Genomic DNA, 215 nt, shown 5'->3' on the forward strand with positions numbered 1-215 from the left:
ATGCCGGCCGCATCAACGTAGTCGGCGTCGAGCCGCTTGCATCGCCCACGTTGACCAGGGCCCTTGAAGCCGGCCATCCGATCGATGCTGAGGCCGGCGGGCTGGCTGCGGATTCGCTTGCGCCGCGGCGCGTCGGCGAACAGGTCTTCCCGATCGTACAGAAATACGCACGACAAACCGTGTTGGTTTCCGACGCCGCAATCGCCGACGCACAG

Annotated in this window: 1 pseudogene; it reads left to right on the plus strand. The window is 65.6% G+C overall.

The features are described 5' to 3' along the window. Window positions 1–215 (plus strand): annotated as a pseudogene (locus KJQ96_RS39850) (threonine/serine dehydratase); the annotation flags it as partial.

This window comes from Bradyrhizobium sp. sGM-13 (assembly GCF_018398875.1).
Classification (GTDB): Bacteria; Pseudomonadota; Alphaproteobacteria; order Rhizobiales; family Xanthobacteraceae; genus Bradyrhizobium.